This is a genomic window from Hydrogenophaga sp. (assembly GCF_022844385.1).
Taxonomy (GTDB): domain Bacteria; phylum Pseudomonadota; class Gammaproteobacteria; order Burkholderiales; family Burkholderiaceae_C; genus Hydrogenophaga.
In genome coordinates this window covers 1-17,050 of sequence record NZ_JALHLX010000072.1, presented here as the reverse complement: position 1 = coordinate 17,050, position 17,050 = coordinate 1, and the positions used below count along the sequence as shown (strand labels likewise).

General features: G+C 66.2%; 17 protein-coding genes. 7 read left to right on the top strand and 10 right to left on the bottom strand.

Annotated features, from left to right (window positions below; all coding sequences use genetic code 11):
* A partial coding sequence (mnmA, locus tag Q0C59_RS12650; protein ID WP_291216018.1) for a tRNA 2-thiouridine(34) synthase MnmA occupies positions 1 to 1,098 on the top strand: 1,098 nt, incomplete at its 5' end.
* A gap of 6 nt (positions 1,099 to 1,104) precedes the next feature.
* Here mnmA and Q0C59_RS12645 read toward each other — a convergent pair.
* The 3 genes from Q0C59_RS12645 to Q0C59_RS12635 form a co-directional block, all read right to left on the bottom strand.
* Positions 1,105 to 2,472, bottom strand: a complete 1,368-nt coding sequence (locus tag Q0C59_RS12645) for a DUF3422 family protein (protein ID WP_291216015.1) — start codon at positions 2,470 to 2,472, stop codon at positions 1,105 to 1,107.
* A gap of 70 nt (positions 2,473 to 2,542) precedes the next feature.
* Positions 2,543 to 3,589, bottom strand: coding sequence for a response regulator (locus Q0C59_RS12640; RefSeq protein WP_291216012.1), 1,047 nt, complete (start codon positions 3,587 to 3,589; stop codon positions 2,543 to 2,545).
* 160 nt (positions 3,590 to 3,749) lie between these two features.
* Complete coding sequence (locus tag Q0C59_RS12635) at positions 3,750 to 4,253, bottom strand: NUDIX hydrolase (RefSeq protein ID WP_291216009.1); 504 nt, start codon at positions 4,251 to 4,253, stop codon at positions 3,750 to 3,752.
* A gap of 115 nt (positions 4,254 to 4,368) precedes the next feature.
* On the opposite strand from Q0C59_RS12635, the gene Q0C59_RS12630 reads away from it, so the two are divergent.
* The 5 genes from Q0C59_RS12630 to Q0C59_RS12610 all read left to right on the top strand — a co-directional run bounded on the left by Q0C59_RS12630 (position 4,369) and on the right by Q0C59_RS12610 (position 9,985).
* On the top strand, positions 4,369 to 5,502 hold the full coding sequence (locus Q0C59_RS12630) for a Re/Si-specific NAD(P)(+) transhydrogenase subunit alpha (protein WP_291216006.1): 1,134 nt from the start codon (positions 4,369 to 4,371) through the stop codon (positions 5,500 to 5,502).
* Positions 5,503 to 5,524: 22 nt separating this feature from the next.
* Entirely contained in the window at positions 5,525 to 5,851 is a 327-nt protein-coding gene (locus Q0C59_RS12625) for an NAD(P) transhydrogenase subunit alpha (protein ID WP_291216003.1), read from the top strand.
* A complete protein-coding gene (locus Q0C59_RS12620; RefSeq protein WP_291216001.1) occupies positions 5,848 to 7,272 on the top strand; it encodes an NAD(P)(+) transhydrogenase (Re/Si-specific) subunit beta in 1,425 nt (474 codons plus the stop codon). Before Q0C59_RS12625 ends, Q0C59_RS12620 begins: the two co-directional genes overlap by 4 nt.
* A gap of 272 nt (positions 7,273 to 7,544) precedes the next feature.
* Positions 7,545 to 9,233: a long-chain-fatty-acid--CoA ligase gene (locus Q0C59_RS12615; RefSeq protein WP_291215999.1), complete on the top strand. Its 1,689-nt coding sequence runs from the start codon at positions 7,545 to 7,547 to the stop codon at positions 9,231 to 9,233.
* A complete protein-coding gene (locus tag Q0C59_RS12610; RefSeq protein ID WP_291215997.1) occupies positions 9,233 to 9,985 on the top strand; it encodes a 5'-methylthioadenosine/adenosylhomocysteine nucleosidase in 753 nt (250 codons plus the stop codon). The genes Q0C59_RS12615 and Q0C59_RS12610 overlap by 1 nt, the downstream gene beginning before the upstream one ends.
* Before the next feature lie 12 nt (positions 9,986 to 9,997).
* On the opposite strand, the gene Q0C59_RS12605 is transcribed toward Q0C59_RS12610, so the two are convergent.
* The 7 genes from Q0C59_RS12605 to glnK form a co-directional block, all read right to left on the bottom strand.
* Positions 9,998 to 10,744: an LrgB family protein gene (locus Q0C59_RS12605; protein WP_291215995.1), complete on the bottom strand. Its 747-nt coding sequence runs from the start codon at positions 10,742 to 10,744 to the stop codon at positions 9,998 to 10,000.
* Positions 10,741 to 11,085, bottom strand: coding sequence for a CidA/LrgA family protein (locus Q0C59_RS12600; protein ID WP_291215993.1), 345 nt, complete (start codon positions 11,083 to 11,085; stop codon positions 10,741 to 10,743). The genes Q0C59_RS12605 and Q0C59_RS12600 overlap by 4 nt, the downstream gene beginning before the upstream one ends.
* Before the next feature lie 13 nt (positions 11,086 to 11,098).
* Positions 11,099 to 12,337 (bottom strand): glycolate oxidase subunit GlcF, encoded by a 1,239-nt coding sequence (gene glcF / locus Q0C59_RS12595; protein ID WP_291215991.1) that lies wholly within the window; start codon positions 12,335 to 12,337, stop codon positions 11,099 to 11,101.
* Positions 12,338 to 12,343: 6 nt separating this feature from the next.
* Positions 12,344 to 13,468: a glycolate oxidase subunit GlcE gene (gene glcE / locus Q0C59_RS12590; protein ID WP_291215988.1), complete on the bottom strand. Its 1,125-nt coding sequence runs from the start codon at positions 13,466 to 13,468 to the stop codon at positions 12,344 to 12,346.
* 154 nt (positions 13,469 to 13,622) lie between these two features.
* Complete coding sequence (locus tag Q0C59_RS12585; RefSeq protein WP_291215985.1) at positions 13,623 to 13,847, bottom strand: hypothetical protein; 225 nt, start codon at positions 13,845 to 13,847, stop codon at positions 13,623 to 13,625.
* Positions 13,848 to 13,958: 111 nt separating this feature from the next.
* Complete coding sequence (locus Q0C59_RS12580) at positions 13,959 to 15,410, bottom strand: ammonium transporter (protein ID WP_291215982.1); 1,452 nt, start codon at positions 15,408 to 15,410, stop codon at positions 13,959 to 13,961.
* A gap of 31 nt (positions 15,411 to 15,441) precedes the next feature.
* The gene (gene glnK / locus Q0C59_RS12575) at positions 15,442 to 15,780 is read right to left on the bottom strand and encodes a P-II family nitrogen regulator (protein WP_056264790.1); all 339 of its coding nucleotides are present in this window, start codon (positions 15,778 to 15,780) and stop codon (positions 15,442 to 15,444) included.
* Positions 15,781 to 16,178: 398 nt separating this feature from the next.
* Here glnK and Q0C59_RS12570 point away from each other — a divergent pair.
* The coding region (locus Q0C59_RS12570; RefSeq protein WP_291215980.1) for a magnesium chelatase domain-containing protein at positions 16,179 to 17,050 on the top strand (872 nt) is incomplete at its 3' end.

Genomic DNA, 17,050 nt, shown 5'->3' with positions numbered 1-17,050 from the left:
GTGGTGGTGGGATTGAGCGGTGGCGTGGACTCTGCGGTGAGTGCGTACCTGCTCAAGCAGCAGGGATTTGATGTCATCGGCATCTTCATGAAGAACTGGGAGGACGACGACAACAGCGAATACTGCTCGTCCAACATCGACTTCGTGGACGCGGCCAGCGTGGCCGATGTGCTGGGCATCGAGATCGAACACGTGAACTTCGCCGCCGAGTACAAGGACCGCGTGTTCGCCGAGTTCCTGCGCGAATACCAGGCCGGGCGCACACCCAACCCCGACATCCTGTGCAACGCCGAAATCAAGTTCAAGGCCTTCCTCGACCACGCCATGCGCCTGGGCGCCGAGAAAATCGCCACCGGCCACTACGCCCGGGTGCGCGAGCGCAATGGAACGTTCGAGCTGCTCAAGGGACTGGATCCGCTCAAGGACCAAAGTTACTTTCTGCACCGGCTCAACCAGGCGCAGCTGAGCAAGACGCTGTTTCCGGTGGGTGAATTGCCCAAGACCGAGGTGCGCCGCATCGCCGCCGAGATCGCCTTGCCCAACGCCAAGAAGAAAGACAGCACCGGCATCTGTTTCATCGGTGAACGGCCGTTCCGCGATTTCCTCAACCGCTACATCGCCAAGGAGCCGGGCCCGATCAAGGACGAAAGAGGGCGTGTGCTGGGCCAGCATGTGGGTCTGAGCTTCTACACGCTGGGGCAGCGCCAGGGCTTGGGCATCGGCGGCATCAAGGCCAAGGGCGCGCAGAAGGGTGGCAACGACCACGCCCCGTGGTTCGTGGCGCGCAAGGACATGGCGAGCAACACGCTGTGGGTGGTGCAGGGTCACGACCACCCCTGGCTGCTCACGCCGCGCCTGAGCGCGCAGGACGTGAGCTGGGTGGCGGGCCACGCACCCGCCGCGGGTGAGGTGGGTGCCAAGACGCGCTACCGGCAGGCCGACGCGCCTTGTGCGTTGACGCCGCAGGGCGAGAGCCACTTCGACCTGCAGTTCAAGGAGCCGCAGTGGGCCGTGACGCCGGGGCAGAGCGCGGTGATCTACGACGGTGACATCTGCCTGGGCGGCGGCGTGATCACCACCGACGCGGCCAGCGCCTGACCGTCTTCAAGGCGCTTTGGCCGGCGCGTTCAGCCGCGCATGGATACGCCGCGTGGCGCGCCACACGACCCACAACACCAGCGGCACCATGGCGCCCGCCGCCATCTCCGGCTGAATCGGCAGGCCGGCGGCCTTGGCGCCCTTGGCAAAGTACAGCAGCAGGCTGATCACGTAGTACGAGATGGCCGCAATCGACAGGCCTTCCACCGTGGCCTGCAGTTGCAGCTGCAGTTCCTGCCCGCGCGTGAGCTTGGCCAGCAGCTCCTGGTTCTGCGCTTCGGTGACGATGTCGACCCGCGTGCGCAGCAGCGCGCTGGTGCGCGAAACGCGTTCGGACAACGAGGTCAGGCGCTGCGCGCTGGCCGCCACCGTGGCCATGGCCGGCGAGAGCCGGCGCTGCATGAACTCACCGATGGTCTGCGTGCCCGGGATCGGTTTTTCACGCAGCTCGGCAATGCGCTGCGTGACCACCGCGTCGTAGGCGCGTGTGGCCGCGAAACGGTACGTGTTCTCGGCCGTGGCGCGCTCCACCCGGGCCGCGAGCGAGACGAGCTGGTCCAGCAGTTCCTGTTCAGACGTGGACTTGTTCTCCAGCTGCGCCGTGATGGTGGCGAGCTGGGCTTCGGCCGCGCTGAGGGTGGGGCTCAGCGACTTGGCCACTGGCAGGCCACGCAGGGCCATGAGTCGGTAGGTCTCGATTTCCAGCAGGCGCTGCGAGATGCGGCCGGCACGCGTGTCGGTGGTGCCCGGTGGCGTGATCACCAGCATGCGTTCGAAACCCGACGGGTGCAGGCGGAAGTCGGTCAACGCCCACGAGTGCCCGCCACCGATTTGCGAGGCCACCACTGTGCGGCCACCGAACCACTGCTGCGCCGGGCCCATGAGCCTGGCCTGCGCTTCGGGCGTCTGGTCGGGCAGCTCGGCCTGCAACATCACCAGTTTGATGGCCGCCACCGTGCGCCCAGGAATGCCGCGCAGCCAGCCGGCGGGTGTGACCAGCTTGTCCAGCAGCACCGGATCGGTGGCGCCGAGTCCCGTGCCTTCGGGCAGGTGCTGCACGATGGAGTAGCGCGTGAACTCGGTGTGGCGCTCCCACTTCAAGGTGTGCTCGTTCAGGCGCAGGCGCAGGAAGTTGCCCTTGAGCTGGTCCGGCGTCAGGTCGTCCTGCCCCGGCAATTGTTTGAGGTGGGCCCATTCCTCTTCACGGCTCACACCCTCGTTGAGCACCGCCACGAAGACGATCAGCGCAGGCAGGTGGATGCGGGCCGAGGGCCGCGCGTGCACCTCGTTGTGCAGCTCCTCGCGCAGCGCATCGTCGGGGGGCAGGGCGCCCGGGCTTGAAGGGCCAATGGCCGCGGGAAGGGGCAGATTCATGGGCGCTGAGCGGGGAGTTGGGGCCGCTCAACTGTATGCCAAAGCGACCACTGCGCGTGCCGAAGCGGGTTCAGACCCGGCTGAACAGGCGCTTGAGCCAGCCCATTCCCGAGCGCGGGGCCTGGGGCAGGCTGGACGGCATCCGCGGTGTATTTTCTGCGTGCACCATCGCGCCCGGGGCATCGGACTGCGCGGCGTCCACGGGATCGTGACGGGAGCGTGCGCGGGCCGCCAGGCGGGAAATGTCGAGCGCGTGGCGCGCGATGCTGGCCGGCTGCTCCATGAACTGGCGGTGCTTGCTCAAGGCGGCCTGGATGGTCCGGCCAAGGCCGGTCAGCCCGGCGGGTTTCGAGATGAAGCGGAAGATCTGGCCGTCGTTGATCAGGCGGCCGATGGTGGCGCTGTCGCAGTTGGCGGCGTAGACCACGGCCACGATGTTGGGGCTGCTGCGCTTCACGGCCCGGATGAGATCCAGGGTGGCACCGTTGCCCGCCTGGGCGTCGGCCACCATCACGGCCACTTTGTGGCGTTGCATGAGGCTCACTGCCTCGCCCGGGCCGCGCGCCCACAGCAGCAGCATGTCCTCGCCCAGAACCGTGCGCAGCTGGCGCTCGGTGGTGGGGTCTTCGTCCATCAGGAGCACGGCTTCAATGTCGCTTCCAAAGCGGTGGTCCGGATCGGCCAGCGCCTCGTCCGCCGGGTTGGCCTGGTGGTTGGCCGGCCGTTGCAGCAGGACGTCCCGGGCCACGGTGGCGGCGTAGGTCACCATGTCCACCAGGTGCTGGTTGTCCCAGGGCTTGTGGATATAGCGAAATACCTCGCTGTCGTTGACCGATTGCAGCACGTCGGTGACCTCCGCGTGGCCGGTGAGCAGCAGGCGCATGGTCTGGGGCGACATCTCCTTGACCTGTTCAAGGAACTCGGTGCCGGACATGCCCGGCATGCGCTGGTCGCTGATCACAACGTCGAATGCACTGTTGTGCATCAACGCCAGGCCTTCACGGGCGCTGGCGGCTGACGACACGTCAAAGCGGCCGCGCAGCAGGGCCTCCAGCGAGCGCAGAACGCCGGGCTCATCGTCCACACACAGGACGCGGGGTTTGGTGGGGGTGGTCATCGGGTAGGGGGCAGCCAGGGTGGCCCCGGACGAGCGCTCACCTGACCATTGGAAGTACGGACCCGATGCTATTTTTTGGAGAGCCCTTCGCCCATACCCCGCAGGCAGTATGTTGGATGGCGCGCGATGCAGAACCGCGCCATCTGTCACGGTGGGGTGTTCAGCGCCGCGGTTTGTCGTGCACGACCGAAAGATCGGTCTGCACCAGGTCCAGCGGATACCGCTGGCCAGCGATGTGGTCTTCCATGCAGCGCAACACCAGCGGGCTTCGGTGGCGCGCGGCGCTGGCACGGATCTCGTCGGGTGTGAGCCACAGTGTGCGGACGATGCCGGTGTCCAGGCTCAGCCCCGCCACCGCCTCCCCCAGCTCGCCGCAGAAGGCAAACCTCAGGTAGGTGATGTCCTCGTCGTCGGCGGGTGTCTGGCCTGCGCGTTGAAAACGCGAGAGGTACACACCCACCAGCGCCGTGGGGGTGAAGCGGTGGGTGGTTTCTTCCAGCGTTTCACGCACCACCCCTTGGGCTGGACTTTCGCCTGGGTCGAGGTGGCCGGCCGGGTTGTTCAGCCGCAGACCTTCCGGTGTGTGCTCTTCGATCAGCAGGTACTGGCCGTCGCGCTCGATGACGGCGGCCACGGTGACACTGGGTTTCCATCGGTTGGGCATGCGCCGATTATCCCCAAGCCCCTGCCCGCGGGCTTGCCCGGGAGAGACAGGACGAATCAACACTTTCAGTTAAGCTCGGCCGCTGATTCCCCAACCCGCGAGCGAGGAGACGTTCATGATGATTGGCGTACCCACTGAGACCACAGTGGGCGAAACCCGAGTGGCCGTCACGCCCGAGACGGCCAAAAAATACGTGGCGCAAGGGCACACGGTGCGCGTGCAGTCCGGGGCCGGCCTGGCCGCCAGCGTGACCGACGCGGCCTACACCGCGGTGGGCGCGGAAATCACCGATGCGGCAGGGGCTCTGGGTGCCGACCTTGTGCTCAAGGTGCGAACCCCGTTCGACAACGAGCTGGCCCAGATGAAGCCCGGCGCCACCGTGGTCGGCATGCTCAATCCCTTTGATGCCGAAGGCCTGCAGCGCATGGCTCGTGCCGGCCTCACCGCCTTTGCGCTCGAGGCCGCACCGCGCACCACCCGCGCGCAGAGCATGGACGTGTTGTCCTCGCAGGCCAACATTGCCGGCTACAAGGCCGTGATGCTCGCGGTGCACCACTACCAGCGCTTCTTTCCCATGCTCATGACGGCAGCCGGCACGGTCAAGGCCGCGCGCGTGGTCATTCTGGGCGTGGGCGTGGCGGGCCTGCAGGCGATCGCCACAGCCAAGCGCCTGGGTGCTGTGATCGAAGCCTCCGACGTACGCCCGAGCGTAAAAGAGCAGGTCGAATCGCTGGGCGGCAAGTTCATCGACGTACCCTACGAAACCGCTGAAGAGAAAGAAGCTGCCGAAGGCGTGGGCGGTTACGCCCGCCCCATGCCGCCGAGCTGGCTGGAGCGCCAGAAGGCAGAGGTGGCCAAACGCGTCGCGCTGGCCGATGTGGTGATCTCAACCGCACTCATCCCAGGGCGCGCCGCGCCGGTCCTCGTCACCGAAGACATGGTCAAGTCCATGAAGCCGGGCAGCGTGATCGTGGACATCGCCGCCGGCAAGGGTGCCAACGGCGTGGGCGGCAACTGCCCGATCACCGAGACCGACCGCACGGTGGTCAAGCACGGCGTGACCATCGTCGGCGAGACCAACCTCGCGGCCATGGTGGGCGCCGACGCCTCGGCGCTGTACGCGCGCAACGTGCTCGACTTCCTCAAGCTCATCGTCAACAAGGACGGCGCGCTGCACGTGGACATGGAAGACGACATCGTCGCGGCCTGCCTGATGGCGCAGGGCGGTGAAGTGAAACGCAAGAGCTGAACGAGACACCAAGGACAAGACCATGGAAGCCGTATCCCCCACCGTTCTCAACCTCATCATCTTCGTGCTGGCCATCTACGTGGGTTACCACGTGGTGTGGAACGTCACGCCCGCGCTGCACACGCCGTTGATGGCTGTGACCAATGCCATCTCGGCCATCGTGATCGTCGGCGCCATGCTGGCCGCAGCGCTGACCGAAACCAACCTGGGCAAGACCATGGGCGTGCTGGCGGTGGCACTGGCTGCCGTCAACGTCTTTGGCGGCTTCCTCGTGACTCGGCGCATGTTGGAGATGTTCAAGAAGAAAGAGCGCAAGGCGCCGGTGGCGTCCGAGGGAGCCTCTAAATGAGCATGAATCTCGTCACGCTGCTGTACCTGGTGGCCAGCATCTGTTTCATCCAGGCTCTCAAAGGCCTGAGCCATCCGACCACGTCCATCCGTGGCAACGTCTTCGGCATGACCGGCATGGCGATTGCCATCCTCACCACCGCCGCGCTCATCGTCGAGCTCTCCGGCGGCAAGGCCGAAGGCATGGTCTGGGTGCTGGTGGGTCTGGTGGTCGGTGGTGGCGCAGGCGCCATTATGGCCAACCGGGTCGAGATGACCAAGATGCCCGAGCTGGTGGCTTTCATGCACAGCATGATCGGCCTGGCCGCCGTCTGCATCGCGGTGGCGGTGGTGGCCGAGCCCTACGCCTTCGGCATCGTCGCCAAAGGTGTGCCCATCCCCTTTGGCAACAAGATCGAGCTCTTCCTGGGTGCGGCCATCGGAGCCATCACCTTCAGCGGTTCGGTCATCGCCTTCGGCAAGCTATCCGGCAAGTACAAGTTCCGACTGTTCCAGGGCGCACCGGTCACGTTCTCCGGCCAGCACATGATCAACCTCGTGCTGGGCCTCGCCACCGTGGGGCTGGGTGTGTTCTTCGCCTTCACCGAAAACTGGCCCGCGTTCTTCTTGATGATCGCGCTCTCGTTCGTGCTCGGCGTGTTGATCATCATCCCCATCGGTGGCGCCGACATGCCGGTGGTGGTGTCCATGCTCAACAGCTACTCGGGCTGGGCCGCGGCCGGCATCGGCTTCAGCCTGAACAACTCCATGCTGATCATTGCCGGCTCCCTGGTGGGTTCGTCGGGCGCGATCCTGAGCTACATCATGTGCAAGGCGATGAACCGCTCGTTCTTCAACGTGATCCTGGGCGGCTTCGGCGGCGAGGCCACCACGGCGGGCGGCGCCAAGGCCGAAGCGCGACCGGTCAAGAGCGGCAGTGCGGACGACGCGGCCTTTGTGCTGGGCAACGCCGAGACCGTGGTGATCGTGCCCGGCTACGGCCTGGCCGTGGCACGCGCGCAGCACGCCGTGAAAGAGCTGGCCCACAAGCTCACCGAAAAGGGCATCACCGTGAAGTACGCCATCCACCCGGTGGCCGGGCGCATGCCGGGCCACATGAACGTGTTGCTGGCCGAGGCCGAGGTGCCTTACGACCAGGTGTTCGAGATGGAAGACATCAACGGCGAATTCGGCCAGGCCGACGTGGCCATCATCCTGGGTGCCAACGACGTGGTGAACCCGGCCGCCTTGCAGAAGGGCAGCGCGATTTACGGCATGCCGATCCTGGAAGCCTACAAGGCCAAGACCGTGATCGTGAACAAGCGCTCCATGGCCGCCGGTTATGCCGGTCTGGACAACGAACTGTTCTACATGGACAAGACCATGATGGTCTTTGGCGACGCGAAAAAGGTCGTCGAAGACATGACCAAGGCCATCGAATAACCGTGCCCCCACGTTCCGCCGCTGCGCGGGTCGCTGCCCTCCAAGGGGACTGATCTTCCTTGGCGCGGCCCGGCGGAAGATCTTCCGATGAACTCAAAGAAGGGGGAGGGTGGAAACACCCGCCCCCTTGATTTTTGTAGCAAGCCCTCTGCGTTTCATGCGACTCTGCGGAGAGTCGTCAGAAAGTCGTAAGGGAAAAACACGAGGTCTCGCCGCCACCCGCAGCCCGACAATATCGGGTTGCCTTCAATACCAAGTTCTGGAGATCACGCATGACCGCATCAACGGCCGACCGTCCCTGGCTGGGCTCGTATTCACCCGGTGTGCCCGCCGACATCGACGTGGCGCAGTACAGCTCGCTGGTGCACCTCCTGGAAGAGAGCTTCGGCAAGTTTGCGAGCCGGCCAGCCTACAGCTTCATGGGCAAGCAGATCACGTTTGCGCAGACCGACAGCCTGTCGCTGGCGTTTGCGGCCTACCTGCAGGGCCTGGGTCTGGTCAAGGGCGACCGCGTGGCGATCATGATGCCCAACGTGCCGCAGTACCCGGTGGCGGTGGCCGGCATCCTGCGTGCAGGCCTGGTGGTTGTGAATGTGAATCCGCTGTACACACCGCGTGAACTGGAACACCAGCTCAAGGACTCGGGTGCGAAGGCCATCGTGATCATCGAGAACTTCGCCGGCACCTTGCAGCAGTGCATTGCCAGCACGCCGGTGAAACACGTGGTGCTCACGTCCATGGGTGACCAGCTCGGCCTGCTCAAGGGGGCCGTGGTGAACTACGTGGTGCGCAACGTCAAAAAGATGGTGCCTGCCTTCAGCTTGCCGCAGGCCGTGCGATTCAACGACGCCATTGCCAGGGGCACGCGCGGCACGCTCAAGCGTCCCGACATCAAGCCTGATGACATGGCCGTGCTGCAGTACACCGGCGGCACCACCGGCGTGAGCAAGGGAGCCGTGCTCCTGCACCGCAACGTGATCGCCAACCTGTTGCAGTCCGACGCCTGGAACGAGCCGGCGATGAGCCGCGTGCCCGGGAACGAGCAGCCCACCAGCGTGTGCGCCTTGCCGCTGTATCACATCTTCGCGTTCACGGTGAACATGATGCTGGGCATGCGCACCGGTGCCCTGAACATCCTGATCCCCAACCCGCGCGACCTGCCCGCGGTGTTGAAAGAGCTGGGCAAGCACACCTTCCACAGCTTTCCCGCGGTCAACACCTTGTTCAACGGTCTGGCCAACCACCCCGAGTTCAACACCGTGAACTGGAGCAACCTCAAGGTCTCGGTGGGCGGCGGCATGGCGGTGCAAAGCGCCGTGGCCAAACTCTGGCTGGAGAAGACCGGCTGCCCGATCTGCGAGGGCTACGGCCTGTCCGAGACCAGCCCCTCGGCCACCTGCAACCCGACCACCAGCACCGCCTTCAGCGGCACCATCGGCCTGCCCTTGCCCAACACTTGGATGAAGTGCCTGGACGACGACGGCGTCGAAGTACCCTTGGGCCAGCCCGGCGAGATCGCCATCAAGGGCCCGCAGGTGATGGCGGGTTACTGGCAGCGACCCGACGAGACCGCCAAGGTCATGACGCCGGACGGCTACTTCAAGACCGGCGACGTGGGTGTGATGGACGAGCGGGGCTACTTCAAGATCGTCGACCGCAAGAAGGACATGGTGCTGGTCAGCGGCTTCAACGTGTACCCCAACGAGGTGGAAGACGTGGTGTCCCAGCTGCCCGGGGTGATGGAGTGCGCCGTGGTCGGCGTGCCCGACGACAAGTCGGGCGAAGCGGTCAAGCTCGTGATCGTGAAGAAAGACGAGACCCTGACCGAGGCCCAGGTGCGCGACTACTGCAAGACCAACCTCACCGGCTACAAGCAGCCCAAGGTGGTGGAGTTCCGCACCGAGCTGCCCAAGACACCGGTCGGCAAGATCCTGCGCCGCGAGCTGCGCGACAAAAAATAGTGGGAGGCCCCACCGCCATCGTCAGTGCGCTGCACGAAGAGCTGGCCGCCGTGCTGGCATTGATGCCGGACGAGCAGGCGCAGGTCGTGGGTGGACGAACTTTCTGGCGCGGCCACCTGCATGGCCACGACGTGGTGGCCGTGCTCTCCGGCATTGGCAAGGTCGCTGCGGCCACCACCGCCACCGCCCTCATCGAACGCTTCGGCGTGCAGCGCATCGTGTTCACCGGCGTGGCCGGTGGGCTGAGTCCCGGCGTCAACGTGGGCGATGTGGTGGTGGCGCGGCATTTCCTGCAGCACGACATGGACGCCTCCCCGCTCTTTGTACGGCATGTGGTGCCTGGCTATGGCCGCGCCACCTTCGACGCCCATGCGGCGCTCACGGCCCATCTGGTCCGTGCCAGCGAGGATGTGCTGCGGTCCTTGCCCGCTCAGTTGCCCGACGAAGTGCGCAACGCATTCGGTCTGCACGCGCCCCGGTGCCACCAAGGCCTGCTGATCAGTGGCGACCGTTTCGTGTCCACCACGGCCGAGAGCGAGGCGCTTCGCCAGGAACTGCCCGACGCGCTGGCGGTGGAGATGGAAGGTGCAGCGTTTGCGCAGGTGTGTCACGACTACCGCGTGCCTCTGGCTGTGGTGCGCACGATCTCCGACCGCGCAGACGACGTGGCGCACGTTGACTTTCCGCGCTTCCTGCGCGAGGTGGCCAGCCGTTACAGCGGTGCGATCGTCGAGACCCTGCTCAACGAATGAGCGCGGCGGTCGTCAGACCCAGCGCAGCAGCAGCCCCGCCACCAGCGGCAGCGCCACCGCGCTGAACAGCGCGGACAAGCCCATTGCCAGACCGGCGAAGGCGCCCATCTCTTCGCTGACCTGGAACGCCCGCGCGGTGCCGATGCCGTGGGCCGCGGTGCCCAGCGCGAAGCCGCGCACCACCGGGTCCTTGATGCGCAAGGCATCGAACAGAAAGCGTGCGCTGGCGGCACCGAGGATGCCGGTGGCCACCACCAGCACGGCGGTGAGCGAGGGAATGCCACCAATCTTTTCGGCAATGCCCATGGCCACTGGGCTGGTGACCGATTTGGGCGCCAGCGAAGCCAATGTGGCCTTGGACGCACCGAGCGCCCAGCCCACGCCGATGGCGGTGGTGGTGGCCGCCAGCGTGCCCACCACCATGGCCCCGGCGATGGGCAGCCACAGGCGCTTCAGGCGGGCAAGCTGCTCGAACAGCGGAATGGCCAACGCCACCGTGGCCGGTCCGAGCAGGAAATGAACGAACTGCGCACCCTCGAAATAGGTGGCGTAAGGCGTGCCGGTGGCCCAGAGCACCGAGGCCAGCACCAGCACCGACAGGGCGACCGGGTTGGCCAGCGGATTGAAGGCCGTTCGCTGGTAGAGCAGAAAAGCACCGTGGTAGACCAGCAGCGTGAGCGTGAGGCCCAACAGCGGTGTGGCCGCCAGGTAGACCCAGATGTCGGCGAGTGCGCCGGGCAGGGGTATGGCCGGGTTCATGGCTGCGTTCGTTTCATCAACCACGTCATGGTGAGCGCCGCGCTGGCCAGCCCCACCAGCGTGCTCACCACGAGAGCCACCCCGATCGCCAGGGCTTCATTGCCCAGGCGTTGCAGGTGCAGCATGACGCCCACCCCGGCCGGCACGAACAGCAGCGAGAGGTGCTGCAGCAGCGTTTGCGCGGTGGGCTTGATGGCGCCCAGCACCGAGGGCCGCAACACCAGTGTCAACAGGAGCAGGGCCAGGCCGACCACCGGGCCGGGCATGGGCGCGCCTGTGGCGAGCACCAGCGCCTCGCCCAGCAGCTGAAACACGAGCAGGGTGGCCAGCGCTGGGATCACGGTGTGGGTGGGCTCAGGTGGACAGTGCGTCGTCCAGCACTTCCACCCAGTGACGCACCGGTGTGGTGGTGCCGCTTTGCAGGTGCGTGATGCAGCCGATGTTGGCGCTGGTGATCACGCTGGGCTGCAGTTCGCCCAGGTGGCCGAGCTTGCGGTCGCGCAGCTGGTAGGCCAGCTCCGGGTTGAGCACCGAGTAGGTGCCGGCCGAGCCGCAACACAGGTGCGCCTCGGTCTTGGCCACCTGCACCGTGAAGCCGAGCGCAGCCAGGTGGTGCTCCACACCGCCCTTGAGTTGTTGCCCGTGTTGCAGGGTGCAGGGCGGGTGGAAAGCGATCACGCGCGATGCGTCCGGCTTCTGTTTCAACAAGGGGCGCAGCGCTGGCACGAGCGCGGGCAGCAACTCGCTGAGGTCTTGCGTGAGCTCGCTGATGCGCGCGGCCTTCCCGGCATAGGCCGGGTCGTCTTTCAGGATGTGGCCGTATTCCTTGACCGTGACACCGCAGCCCGAGGCGTTCATCACGATGGCCTCGACCGCGTCCGGTCCATCAACCAATGGCCACCAGGCATCGATGTTGGCGCGCATCTGCGCCATGCCGCCATCCTGGTCGTTGAGGTGGAACTTCACCGCGCCGCAGCAGCCCGCAGCGGGCGCCAGCACGCCCTGGATGCCGGCAGCGTCGAGTACGCGCGCCGTGGCGGCGTGGATGCCGGGCATCATGGCCGGCTGCACGCAGCCCGCCAGCAGCAACACGCGGCGCGCGTGGGTGCGGGTGGGCAAGCGGCCGGCGGCGCGTGGTGCAGGCACCTTGTTCTGCAACGAGGCTGGCAACAGCGGACGAACCAGCTGACCCAGCTTCATGGCCGGGCCAAACAGCGGGGAAGGCAGGCCTTCCTTGAGCAGCCAGCGCACGGCCTTCTCGGCCGCCGGGCGCGGCACTTTTTCGTCCACCAGCTTGCGGCCGATGTCGATCAGGTGGCCGTAGTCCACCCCGCTGGGGCAGGTGGTTTCGCAGTTGCGGCAGGTCAGGCACCGGTCGAGGTGCATCTGCGTCTTGCGCGTGGGCTCGGCGCCTTCAAGCACCTGCTTCATCAGGTAGATGCGCCCGCGCGGGCCGTCGAGCTCGTCACCGAGCAGCTGGTAGGTGGGGCAGGTGGCAGTGCAGAAACCGCAGTGCACGCACTTGCGCAGGATGGCCTCGGCCGCGCGGCCGTCGGCGCGGGCCTGGTATTCGGGGGAGAGCTGGGTTTGCATGTGAAGTCAGCCCATCCGGTGGGGATTGAAGATGCCTGCGGGGTCGAACGATTCGAGCAAGCGGGCCTGGATGCTTTGCAGTGCAGCGCTCTGGTTCTGGAAGCGTGGCACACCTGGCGCGCCATCGGCGCCAGCACGAAACAGGGTGGCGTGTCCGTTGACCGCGCTGGCGGCTGCGCGAAGCGCGTCAGCGGCCGAAGCCGGCGCCCACAGCCAGCGCTGAGCACCCTGCCATTCGATGAACTGTGGGTAAGGCAACGCGATCACCGGCGCGGTCTGCGGCACCGACAGGCGCCACAGACACAGCCCGGGCGATGGCGCGGTGAAAAAAGGCAGGCGCTGGTCGCGGCAGGCGTCCCAGTCGGGCCCGGCCTGCGCGTTGTCCATGCGGGTACCGCCGGCCTCGCGAGCCATCCGCTCGCAAGCGGCTTCTACCGCCGCCACCGCGCCGCGCAGGCGCACGAACAACAGATCCGGGGCGTCCGCCTGCGTGTCGTCTTTCACCCAACAGCTGGCGTTGATCGGCAGCGGCTGGCCGCCCCAACGGTGCAGTTGCTCCAACGCATCGTGTTGACCGAGAGAAAACACCAGCGTGGCCTCACTCAGCGCCACCGGCAGCACCTTCAGGCTCACCTCGCTGATCACACCCAGTGTGCCCATCGACCCCGCCATCACGCGGCTGACGTCGTAGCCCGCCACGTTCTTCATCACCTGACCACCGAAGGTCAGCAACTCGCCGCGCCCGTTGATGAAGCGTGCGCCCAGCACAAAGTCGCGCACAGAGCCGGCCGTGGCCCGCGCCGGCCCGGCCAGACCGGACGCCACCATGCCGCCCACGGTGCCGCCCGGGCCGAAGCGAGGGGGTTCAAACGGGAAACATTGGCCCTGCCCGGCCAGCAGCGCCTCGACCTCGGCCAGCGGTGTACCTGCTTTCGCTGTGATCACGAGTTCGGTGGGCTCGTAGCTCACGATGCCTGACCAGTCGGTGGTGGCGAGTTCGGTGCCCGTTGTGGGCGTGCCGAGGAAGGACTTGGTGTTGCCGCCGACGGTGCGCAGGGGCTGGCGCTCGGCGCTGGCTTGCAGGATCTGGTCGATCAGGTGGCTTGGATGGTCGGTGGTGCTGGCTTGCATCCGATCGATGGTAGTCGCCGGGGCCTCGCCGCACTTTGATTTTTTTGCACGGCGGGCTGCAAATGAATCGAGATCCGGCGCCGGGCCGCCCCAAGCCGGATCAGCCCCCCGGGAGGGGAGCGACCCGTGCAACGGCGGAGCGTGGGGGCCCTGTTTATCTTGTGTAGCCCAGGCACATGCCTGCATTCGCCCGACCCTTGCATTCGCGCTTGAGGCGCTTCTCCCGCGCCGCCGGGCTTTCTTCGGAAGGGGCCTTGTGAAACGTCACCGAGGTCGGCTTGCGCTGGGCGCCCGACTTGGTTGGCTCGGCGGCATGGGCACAGAGCGCAGAAGCGGCACACAAGGCCATCAGGATGCGGGACAGATCGGCGCGGGTCATGGGTTCCTCCTGTTTGTTGCGTTGAAAACGCAGTAACTATAAAGAACTCAGAGGACGCAAAAAAACCCGCGGGCCGGGCGGCCACGCGGGTTCGGATTCCTCAGGCGGGGTTCAGCGGTTGTAGGCTGTTTCGCCGTGGGCGGTGATGTCCAGACCTTCGCGTTCGGCTTCTTCCGAGACGCGCAAACCGACCATCATGTCGACAATCTTGTAGCAGATGAAGGCCACCACACCCGACCACACCAGGGTGATCAGCACGCCTTCGGCCTGCACCACCATCTGGCTGGCAATGGAGTAGTCGTCGCCCTTGATGCCGCCCAGCGAACCGGCCGAGAACACACCGGTGAGCAGTGCGCCCACGATGCCGCCCACGCCGTGCACACCGAACACGTCCAGCGAGTCGTCAGCGCCCAGCATCTTCTTGAGACCGGACACACCCCACAGGCACAGGAAGCCGGAGATCAGGCCGATGATGATGCCGCCCATGGGGCCCACCGAGCCGCAAGCGGGGGTGATGGCAACCAGACCAGCCACGGCACCGGACGCAGCGCCCAGCATCGAGGCCTTGCCTTTGGTCAGCGCTTCACCCACGCACCAGGCCAGCACTGCGGCGGCCGTGGCCAGCAGGGTGTTGATGAAGGCCAGACCTGCGCCGCCGTTGGCTTCCAGGTTGGAGCCGGCGTTGAAGCCGAACCAGCCCACCCACAGCAGCGAGGCACCGACCATGGTCAGCGTCAGGCTGTGAGGCGCCATGGATTCCTTGCCGTAGCCGATGCGCTTGCCCAGCATGTAGGCACCCACCAGGCCGGCGATGGCTGCGTTGATGTGCACCACGGTGCCGCCAGCGAAGTCCAGCGCGCCCTTGTCGAACAAGTAACCACCGGCACCCCAGACCATGTGGGCGATCGGGATGTAGCTGAAGGTGAACCACAGGGCGCAGAACAGCAGCACGGCGCTGAACTTCATGCGCTCGGCGAACGAGCCCACGATCAGCGCACAGGTGATGCCGGCGAACGTGGCCTGGAAGGCAACGAAGATCAGCTCGGGAATCACCACGCCAGGGGTGAAGGTGGCCGCCATCGTGGCGGGCGTGATGCCCATCAGGAAGACTTTGTCGAGGTTGGCGACGATCAGGCCTTCACCGCCGAACGCCAGGCTGTAGCCGTACACGGCCCACAGCACGACGATCAGCGAGAACACCACCATCACCTGCATGAGCACGGACAGCATGTTCTTGCTGCGGACCAGGCCGCCGTAGAACAGGGCCAGGCCGGGCACGACCATGAGCACCACGAGGATGGTGGCCACCATCATCCAGGCCACGTCGCCCTTGTCCATGGTTTCCTTGACCGCTTCTTCAGCGGGCGCAGCAGGCGCTGCCTCGGCCGGGGCGGCGGTGGCAGCGGCTGGGGCTTCTACAGCCGCAGGGGCGGCAGCGGGTGCATCGGCAGCCGGCGCTGCGGCGGCAGCGGGAGGCGCTTCGGTCGTGGTCTGCGCGGTGGCGCTCAGGCCTGCAAAGGCCAGGCCGGCGCCCAGCAGCAGGGTAACAATCAGTTTTTTCATGTCTGTGATCTTTCTTGTTCAGTGGCGATGATCAGAGCGCTTCTTTGCCGGTCTCGCCGGTGCGGATGCGAACCACCTGTTCGAGCGAGGTGACGAAAATCTTGCCGTCGCCGATCTTGCCGGTGCGTGCCGCACCTTCGATGGCTTCGATCACGCGATCGACGAGGTCGTCGGAGACGGCCGCTTCGATCTTGACCTTGGGCAGGAAGTCGACCACGTATTCCGCGCCGCGGTACAGCTCGGTGTGGCCCTTCTGGCGGCCGAAGCCCTTGACTTCGGTCACGGTGATGCCTTGCACGCCCATGCCGGAGAGTGCTTCACGCACTTCGTCCAGTTTGAACGGCTTGATGATGGCTGAAACCATTTTCATGCTGCTATTCCTCTTCTTGAACAGGAGGGTGATGAGACCGTGAGGCCGACACCGAGGGGTGAAACGAATACGTCTGCCCGAGGGCAAACCGATCGCGTTGAGCTGACTGCCGCATGGAAACCACGCTTCGAATCAATCGCTTACAAGGCTTAGCAGGGAATATGCCAACCCATGCACCCCGTACCCGGTGGGGTTCAGCCTGCGCGCGGCCGCTACAGTGCTCGCGGCGGCGCCGTCAGGTCTTGAGCAAGCCCCCCAAAAGGGAACCAGCACCGCCAACATGCGTCCAGCTCCCCGATCTGCAGCCGGATCGCACCAAATGCGTGCGATCAATGAGATCGACCGGGATCTGAGCTCCGATTCAACGGGAAGTGCACCGAAACAGGGAGAAAATCACCATGGGTCTGTCTTTGGTGCGCAGCCGCGCGCTGCTCGGTCTGGACGCGCGGCCGGTGCAGGTCGAAGTCCATCTGGCCAATGGCCTGCCCAGCTTCACCCTGGTGGGGCTGGCCGACACCGAAGTGAAAGAGGCTCGCGAGCGCGTGCGTTCGGCCATTGCCAACGCGGGGCTGGAATTTCCGTCGAACAAGAAAATCACGGTCAACCTGGCCCCGGCCGACCTGCCCAAGGATTCCGGCCGCTTCGATTTGCCGATCGCCTTGGGCATCCTGGCGGCCAGCGGGCAGATCAGCTCCGTGCGTCTGGCGGACTGGGAGTTTGCCGGAGAGCTCTCCCTGGGTGGTGAACTGCGCCCGGTGCGCGGCGCACTGGCCATGAGCCTGGCGTTGCACCGCGACGCCGGCCCTGACGCCACCAACGCCCGGCTCGTGCTGCCGCCGGGCAGCGCCGAAGAGGCCGCGCTGGTCCCGCAGGCCCGGGTCTACCGGGCGCGCCATCTGCTCGATGTGATTGCCCGCTTCCTGCCCGAGAGCGCGGCCGCAGGCGAGCCGCCCGACGATGGCGGCTGGGCGCGGCTCACGGCGCACACGATCGGGGAGGCACCGCCGCTGGCCGATCTGGCGGATGTGAAAGGCCAGAGCGCCGCCCGCCGTGCGCTGGAGATCGCGGCCGCCGGAGGACACAGTGTGCTGATGGCCGGCCCGCCGGGCTCCGGCAAGTCCATGCTCGCCCATCGTTTTGCGGGCCTGTTGCCGCCCATGAGCACGCTGGAGGCGCTGGAGTCGGCGGCGGTGGCGTCGCTGGCCGGGCGGTTTGATCTGGCGCGCTGGGGCCAGCGGCCCACCTGCGCCCCGCACCACAGCGCCAGTGC

Bases quoted from the DNA above. Each gene is read 5' to 3' on its own strand.
- Q0C59_RS12645 (WP_291216015.1), bottom strand. From the start codon at position 2,472: ATGAATCTGCCCCTTCCCGCGGCCATTGGCCCTTCAAGCCCGGGCGCC.
- Q0C59_RS12640 (WP_291216012.1), bottom strand. From the start codon at position 3,589: ATGACCACCCCCACCAAACCCCGCGTCCTGTGTGTGGACGATGAGCCC.
- Q0C59_RS12635 (WP_291216009.1), bottom strand. From the start codon at position 4,253: ATGCCCAACCGATGGAAACCCAGTGTCACCGTGGCCGCCGTCATCGAG.
- Q0C59_RS12630 (WP_291216006.1), top strand. From the start codon at position 4,369: ATGATGATTGGCGTACCCACTGAGACCACAGTGGGCGAAACCCGAGTG.
- Q0C59_RS12625 (WP_291216003.1), top strand. From the start codon at position 5,525: ATGGAAGCCGTATCCCCCACCGTTCTCAACCTCATCATCTTCGTGCTG.
- Q0C59_RS12620 (WP_291216001.1), top strand. From the start codon at position 5,848: ATGAGCATGAATCTCGTCACGCTGCTGTACCTGGTGGCCAGCATCTGT.
- Q0C59_RS12615 (WP_291215999.1), top strand. From the start codon at position 7,545: ATGACCGCATCAACGGCCGACCGTCCCTGGCTGGGCTCGTATTCACCC.
- Q0C59_RS12605 (WP_291215995.1), bottom strand. From the start codon at position 10,744: ATGAACCCGGCCATACCCCTGCCCGGCGCACTCGCCGACATCTGGGTC.
- glcF (WP_291215991.1), bottom strand. From the start codon at position 12,337: ATGCAAACCCAGCTCTCCCCCGAATACCAGGCCCGCGCCGACGGCCGC.
- glcE (WP_291215988.1), bottom strand. From the start codon at position 13,468: ATGCAAGCCAGCACCACCGACCATCCAAGCCACCTGATCGACCAGATC.
- Q0C59_RS12585 (WP_291215985.1), bottom strand. From the start codon at position 13,847: ATGACCCGCGCCGATCTGTCCCGCATCCTGATGGCCTTGTGTGCCGCT.
- Q0C59_RS12580 (WP_291215982.1), bottom strand. From the start codon at position 15,410: ATGAAAAAACTGATTGTTACCCTGCTGCTGGGCGCCGGCCTGGCCTTT.
- glnK (WP_056264790.1), bottom strand. From the start codon at position 15,780: ATGAAAATGGTTTCAGCCATCATCAAGCCGTTCAAACTGGACGAAGTG.